6 protein-coding genes are annotated in these 6,710 nt (G+C 71.2%); 3 read left to right on the top strand and 3 right to left on the bottom strand.

Annotated features, from left to right (window positions below; translation table 11 throughout):
- Window positions 1-190 precede the first annotated feature (190 nt).
- On the top strand, window positions 191-1,348 hold the full coding sequence (locus FNH05_RS28400; RefSeq protein WP_144591917.1) for an MFS transporter: 1,158 nt from the start codon (window positions 191-193) through the stop codon (window positions 1,346-1,348).
- Window positions 1,349-1,526: 178 nt separating this feature from the next.
- Here the strand turns inward: FNH05_RS28400 and FNH05_RS28395 are convergent, their stop codons facing one another.
- Window positions 1,527-2,399 (bottom strand): LysR family transcriptional regulator, encoded by an 873-nt coding sequence (locus FNH05_RS28395; protein ID WP_144591916.1) that lies wholly within the window; start codon window positions 2,397-2,399, stop codon window positions 1,527-1,529.
- A 96-nt stretch (window positions 2,400-2,495) separates the two neighbouring features.
- Here FNH05_RS28395 and FNH05_RS28390 point away from each other — a divergent pair, with 96 nt between their 5' ends.
- A complete protein-coding gene (locus FNH05_RS28390) occupies window positions 2,496-3,785 on the top strand; it encodes an MFS transporter (RefSeq protein ID WP_246127988.1) in 1,290 nt (429 codons plus the stop codon).
- Here FNH05_RS28390 and FNH05_RS28385 read toward each other — a convergent pair.
- The gene (locus tag FNH05_RS28385; RefSeq protein ID WP_144591915.1) at window positions 3,775-5,781 is read right to left on the bottom strand and encodes a prolyl oligopeptidase family serine peptidase; all 2,007 of its coding nucleotides are present in this window, start codon (window positions 5,779-5,781) and stop codon (window positions 3,775-3,777) included. The two genes, FNH05_RS28390 and FNH05_RS28385, sit on opposite strands and share 11 nt — an antisense overlap.
- Before the next feature lie 29 nt (window positions 5,782-5,810).
- On the bottom strand, window positions 5,811-6,383 hold the full coding sequence (locus FNH05_RS28380; protein ID WP_144591914.1) for a TIGR03086 family metal-binding protein: 573 nt from the start codon (window positions 6,381-6,383) through the stop codon (window positions 5,811-5,813).
- An 83-nt stretch (window positions 6,384-6,466) separates the two neighbouring features.
- On the opposite strand from FNH05_RS28380, the gene FNH05_RS28375 reads away from it, so the two are divergent.
- A partial coding sequence (locus tag FNH05_RS28375) for a GntR family transcriptional regulator (protein WP_144591913.1) occupies window positions 6,467-6,710 on the top strand: 244 nt, incomplete at its 3' end.

The raw sequence follows: 6,710 nt of genomic DNA, 5'->3' as shown, positions 1-6,710 counted from the left end.
CTCGCCCGCTTCCTCAACGCGATCGTCGGGGGGATCCGGGTTTCGGCGCAGGGTGGGGCCGATCGCCCGGCACTGGAAGCCATTGCCGCCACCGGTATGGACGCACTGACTCGCTGAACATCGCCGTCCTGGCGACGTGTCCGCGCTCGCCCGTGTTTTGAACTGAGCAATCCAAAACAGGAGGATTTCCTTGCCCCGCGCCGTATACGTACTCGCCCTGGGCATCTTCGCCATGGTGTCCAGTGAATTCCTGGTCGCCGGGCTGATGCCGCAACTCGCCGCCGGGCTGGGGGTCACCATCCCGCAGGTCGGTTACCTCATCACCGCCTTCGCGGCGGCCATGGCGCTCGGTGGGCCGATACTCACCGTGCTGCTGCTGCGGGTGCGCCCCAAGACGGCGCTGATGGTGCTGTTCGCACTCTTCCTGGCGGGCAATGCGCTCGCCGCGGTTTCCGGCGGGTACCCGGCCATGCTCGTCGCGCGGGTGCTGACCGGGATGGCCGCGCAGGCGTTGTTCGGCGTCTCGATCTCGCTCACCGCGCAGCTCACCCGTCCCGAAGTGCGAGGACGAGCGGTCTCCGTGGTGCTCAACGGGCTGATGCTGGGCACGCTCCTCGGCCTTCCCCTGGCCACCGTGACCGGCGAGCGATTCGGCTGGCGCGCCGCGTTCTGGGCCGTCTCCGTGCTCGCCGTGCTCGCCGCACTGGCCACGGCCGCCGGGGTGCCCGGCACCGATCGGTTCACCGAGGGCGGCACCCTGCGGCAGGAACTCGCCGTCTTCCGCAGGCCGCGGCTGTGGCTGGTGCTGAGCACCAGCACCTTCGTCATCGGCGCCACCTTCTCGGCGTTCAGCTACTTCAATCCCATCCTCACCCGGGTCACCGGGTTCGAAGCGGGCGCGGTACCCCTGCTGCTCGTCGCCTACGGGGCTGCCTCGGTGGTCGGCAACGCCGTCGTGGGACGGCTGGCCGACCGGCGCCCGCTGGCCGTCCTGCTGTGCGGGCTTTCCCTGAACGCGATGTTCCTGGCCGGATTCGCGTTGCTGGCGCACCTGGCCCTGCCCGCCGTGGTGTGCCTGCTCGGCATCGGGCTGGTGGGGGTGACGTTGAACCCGGCGATGGTGACCCGCGTGCAGCGAGCCGGGAACGCGCGTCCCCTGGTCAACACCGTGCACAACTCGTTCATCACGCTCGGGATCATCATCGGTTCGTCGGTGGGCGGCCTGGTGATCTCGGCGTTCGGGCTGCGGGCCACGCTGTGGTTCGGTGTGGTGCTCGCCCTCACCGGGCTCGTCACGCTGGTGCCCGACCTGGCTGTCACGACCGAAGCGGCTGCCCGCGAGCCTTGAAGCGGCGTCAGCCGCTTGCGCCACGCTGTCAACTGGTACCGCCGCGGGTTCTCAGGCGGTTCCTGGCGAGGACAGCGTCGACGTGGTGAATTGGCATTCATGAGGAGGCGATCCCACAGCCAGGGACCGCCTGAGGTTCCGCTACCCGCACCGCTACCCAAGCCACTTTGATCACGCCCTAAGCCGCCATGGCGTACAGCACTTCGCGCAGGTCCCGGGCGTCGGTGCGGTCCTCGCGCCAGACCACGCGCAGGGCCAGTTCGGCGGGCGGCGGGCCGAGGGCGACGAGGGTGCCGTCGGCGAGATCGCCCGCGACGGCGAACTCCGGCAGCAGGGCGACCCCGAGCCCCTGGATGATCCAGGCCCGGATGGTGGACACGCTGTCGAACTCGATCCGCTTGCCCGCCGGGCCGAGCAGCCGCTCGGCGGCCATGCGGAACGAGCAGCCGGGCGGGGTGACCAGCAGGGTGTCGCCCGAAAGTTCTTTCGGGGCAACGGAACCGGTGTCCGCGAGCGGGTGACCGGGCCTGGCGACGAGGAACAGGCGCACCGTCCCGACGTCCACAAAGGACAGCTCGGGGCCAGGGGTGAAGCCCAGCGCGCCCAGAGTGTCCCCGGTGTCCAGCAGCAGCCCGGCGTCGAGTTCGCCGTCGGAGACCGCGCGCAGCAGTGGCGCGCGCATCATCGACCGTACCGACAGGTCGAGATCCGGCCTGCGATCGCCGAGACGTCCGATGATCGCGGGCAGCCGCGTGGCGATCAGGGTTTCGAGCGTGCCGATCGTGACGCGGGGGCGCGTGTCGGCGAGCAACCGGCGGATCGCCTCCGCGTGTTCCAGCAGCCGTCGCGCTTCGGGCAGCAGCACGCGCCCGTGCTCGCTCAGCACCATCCCGTTCGGTTTGCGCTCGAACAACTCCACCCCGAGGGAGCGTTCCAGCGTGCGGATCCGGTCGGACACCGTGGCGGGGGACAGGCCGAGTCGTTCGGCGGCGCCGGTGACGGTGCCCGTGGCGGCGACCGCGGTGAAGCCGCGAAGCTGGCGGAGTTCCACGCCCCCACCCTAAGGCGTGGCCATTCGGTTTTTCCGAACGCGGCATCCGGTTCCGCCCGTTGAGCCGGGCGCGGCCGGGCACGCACAGTCTGCGTCGTGACGATCTCCATGACCACCGGGCGCGGCAACGCCGTCCGCCTGCTCGGTGTTTCCCTGGCCTACTTCCTCGTTCTGCTGGACACCACCGTCCTCACCGTCGCCCTGCCGTCGCTGGGCGGTTCGCTGGCCGCACGGCAATGGGTGGTCAACGGCTACACCGTGGCCTTCGCGGCCTTCCTGCTCGGCGGCGGCGCCCTGGCCGACCGGTTCGGTGCGCTGCGGGTCTTCCGGTGGGGCGTCGCCGGGTTCGGCCTGCTGTCCCTGGCTTCGGCGGCCGCCCCGAACCTGACGGTGCTGGTGGTGCTGCGACTGCTGCTCGGCGTCGCCGGTGCGGCCTGCCTGCCCAGTTCGCTGGCCCTGATCGCCGCCCTCTACCCCGAACCCGCGCGGCGGGCCAAGGCGCTCGGGGCCTGGGCGGCGATCACCGGTGTCGCGCTCGCCACGGGGCCGCTGGCGGGCGGTGCGCTGGTCGCCCTCGGCGGCTGGCGCGCGGTGTTCCTGGTCAACGTGCCGCTCGCGGCGGCGGGGCTCGCCCTCGCGCGCGGGATCCCCAGCCTCGCGGGAGAGCGTGCCCTCGACTGGCCCGCCCAGTTCGCCGTCTGCCTGTTCCTCGGTCTGCTCACCGACGCCATCATCGACCGGCGGATCGTCTCGGCCGTGGCCGCGGCCGTCGTGTTCGCCGTGTTCGTGATCGGGGAGCGCAGGAGCAGGGCGGCCACCGTGCCACCCGGACTGATCCGGGTGCCCGGGGTGGCGATCGGCCTGGCCTCGGGCGCGGCGATCAACTTCGTGCTCTCGGGCACGTTGTTCGTGGTGACGCTGGCCCTGCAGGACGGGCGGCACCTCACCGCCGTCCAGACCGGGCTGGCGTTCCTGCCGCTGACCCTGCCCACGGCCTTCAACCCGCTGATCACCAGCCGGATCGTGGCGGCCCGCGGGCCGCGGCTGCTGGTCCTGTGCGGGCTGCTCCTGCTCACCGCCGGAGCCGGGCTCCTCGCGGCCACCGCCCCGGCGCCCTATCCGGTGCTCGCGCTCGGCCTGGCGCTCCTCGGGTTCGGGGTCTCCTTCTCCCTGCCCGCACTGGTCACCGCGGTCGTCTCGGGTGCACCCGGCGGGTATGCCGGAACGGCGGGCGGCCTGCTGAACGCGGTCCGGCAGATGGGTGCCACGGTCGGGGTCGCGGTGATGGGCACCGGGATCGGCGCCGGGGGGTACGGCCCGGCGTTCGTGACCGCCGCCGCGGTGTGCGGGGCGGCCACGCTCGCCTGTGCCGCCGTCATGCGCTGAGACGCTCCCAGAGGAACTCGAACAGCAGCGCCCACTTCCGCGCGAGCTGCTCGTTGTCCGCGGCGCCGCCGTGCCCGCCTTCGATGTTCTCGTAGTAGCGGACGTCGTGCCCCTGTTCCAGCATCTTCGCGACCATCTTGCGCGCGTGCGCCGGGTGCACCCGGTCGTCCCGGGTGGAGGTCATGAACAGGGTGGGCGGATACTTCCCTCCACTGTGGACGTTCTGGTACGGCGAGTACCGGCTGATGAAGTCCCATTCGCCGGGGTCGTCGGGGTCGCCGTATTCCGCCATCCAGGAGGCGCCCGCCAGCAGCAGGTGGTAGCGGCGCATGTCCAGCAGCGGGACCTGGCACACGATCGCGCCGAACAGTTCGGGATAGCGGGTGAGCATGACGCCCATCAGCAGCCCGCCGTTGCTGCCGCCCTGGATGCCGAGCCGGTCGGCCGTGGTGATGCCGCGGTCGACGAGGTCGGCGGCCACCGCGGCGAAGTCCTCGTAGACGCGGTAGCGGTTCTCCTTGATCGCCTGGGTGTGCCATCCGGGGCCGTACTCGCCGCCGCCCCGGATGTTCGCCAGCACGTAGGTGCCGCCGCGGGCCAGCCAGCCGCGCCCGGTCACGCCGCTGTAGCCGGGCAGGTTGGAGACCTCGAACCCGCCGTAGCCGGTGAGCAGGGCCGGCCCGCCCGCGGCGCGGGGCCGGACCACGAAGTACGGGATCTGCGTCCCGTCCGGGGAGGTGGCGAAGAACTGGTCCACCGTGATGTCCTCGGCGTCGAACCGGGCCGGGGAGGATTTCAGCGTTTCCACCTCCTCCCGGACGTGCCCGTACTTCAGCGTCGGCGGTTCGGTGAACCCGCTGGTGGAGAGCAGGTACTCGTCGCTGTGCTCCGGGTCGGTGCCGATGATCTCCGCGACGCCGAACTCCGAGGACCCGGCCAGCGGCTCCCGCCGCCAGCCCTCGCCGGGGGAGAGCACGTGCAGTTCGCTGCGCACGTCGGACAGCGTGGACAGCAGCAGATGGTTCCGCGTCCACACGTAGTCCTCGAGCGAGGTGTGCGCGTCCGGCTCGAACAGCACCGTCAGCTCGCGGGAACCGGCGAGGTAGTCGTCGAACCGGGCGGCGAGCAGGGTGCCCGCCGCGTACTCGCGGGCATTGACCTCCCACGGGGAGCGCAGCCGGATGAGCAGCCATTCCCGGTGCACCGACGTGTTCGCGTCCTCCGGCACTTCGATGCGCACCAGGCGTTCGGCCGTGCGCAGGTACTTCTCCACGCGGTAGAAGTCCAGTGACCGGCCGACGAAGTCCCGTTCGAAGCCCGGGGTCGGGTCGTGGTGGGCGAACACCGAGACGTCCTCGGGTTTGCCCTCGTAGACGGTCGTCGCGGCGGACAGCGGGGTGCCGCGGCGCCATTCCTTGATCACCCGGGGATAGCCCGACGTGGTCAGCGAGCCCTCGCCGAAGTCGGTTCCCACGTAGATCAGGTCCTCATTGATCCACCCGACCCGGCTCTTGGCCTCCGGCAGCCGGTACCCGTCTTCGACGAAGGCCCGCCGGTCCAGGTCGAACTCCCGCACCACGCTGGCGTCCGCCCCGCCCCGGGACAGCTCCACCAGGCCGATCCGGTAGTCCGGCCGCAGTACGGCCGCGCCCTGCCAGACCCAGTTCTCGCCTTCGGCTTCGGCGAGTGCGTCCACGTCGAGCAGGAGCTCCCACTCCGGCGCGTCCTTGCGGTACTCCTCCAGCGTGGTCCGCCGCCACAGCCCGCGGGGGTGCGCGGCGTCCTGCCAGAAGTTGTAGAAGTGGTCACCGCGCCGCCGGATGTAGGGGACGCGGTCGTCGGCGTCGAGCACCTCGCGGATCCCGTCGCGCAGCCTCGCGAACCGCTCACCGCTGGTGAGCTCGTCGAGGGTTTCGGCGTTGCGGGCCCGCACCCAGTCGAGCGCCGCGTCACCGGTCACGTCTTCCAGCCACTGGAACGGGTCTTCGTCAGCCATGGGACCAGTCTGCCAGGACTCGGGTGCGGTCAGCTCCAGCCGGGCGAGCGGCCGAGCAGGGCCAGGAACCGTTCGAGTTCCGGTGCGGCGGCGGACAGCTCGACCACCGGGGCGAACGAGCCGCGTTCCCGCCGGAACTCCGGGTCGGCCGGGATGCGCTCGGCGATGTCCAGCGCGGCCCGCACGGCCTCGGGGTCGGGATCGTAGGGCAGGCAGAGGCCGCGGGCGATATCCCAGCCGTGGGCCACCGAGTCGACCAGGTGCATGCCCACCGCGACGCGGCCGGGGAAGGTACCGAACTCGCGCACGGTCACGGGCCTGGTGAGCAGTTCGTCGTCGTCGAAGGTGGCGAGGACGCCCTCCACGGATTCGGCGTAGCTGCGGTACGGGTCGTCGCCGAGTTCACCGCTGTCCCAATCGGGCGCCGAACCTTCGCGCAGGGCGATGCCGAAGCCGCGGTTCTCACTCACCTGGTGACGCAGGAGGTCACCCAGATCCCAGCCGTCGCACGGAGTGCGCCGGCCCAGGTCCGCCGGGCGCACGGTCGCCACGAGCTTGTCGAGGGTTTCCAGCGCGCGGCGGTCCAGTTCACGAATGTCCATACCGGAAAACCTAGGACACCGAACGGCACTGTTGAGGAGCCAAAAACCCGGAAATGTCGGTGGGCCAATCTAGGGTCGGCGTCGTGGACATCCACATCGACCTCGAGGCGGGGCGCGGGCTGCGGGACGAGATCTACCGGCAACTGCGCGCCGCGATCCTCGACGAGCGGTTGCGGCCGGGCGAGGCCCTCCCGCCGACGCGGGAACTGGCGCAGCGGCTTTCGGTCTCCCGCAACACGGTCTGCGCGGCCTACGACCGGCTGAGCGCGGAAGGGTTCCTCACGACGAAGACCGGTGCGGGCACCTTCGTCCGCCGCGGGTCGGCAC

Source organism: Amycolatopsis rhizosphaerae (genome assembly GCF_007713715.1).
GTDB classification, from domain to species: Bacteria; Actinomycetota; Actinomycetes; order Mycobacteriales; family Pseudonocardiaceae; genus Amycolatopsis_E; species Amycolatopsis_E rhizosphaerae.
Note: the sequence above shows the minus strand (reverse complement) of the source record. Positions and strands in the feature narration are given on the sequence as shown.

Coding starts and splice junctions, on each gene's coding strand:
- FNH05_RS28385 (WP_144591915.1), bottom strand. CDS start 5,781: ATGGCTGACGAAGACCCGTTCCAGTGGCTGGAAGACGTGACCGGTGAC.
- FNH05_RS28380 (WP_144591914.1), bottom strand. CDS start 6,383: ATGGACATTCGTGAACTGGACCGCCGCGCGCTGGAAACCCTCGACAAG.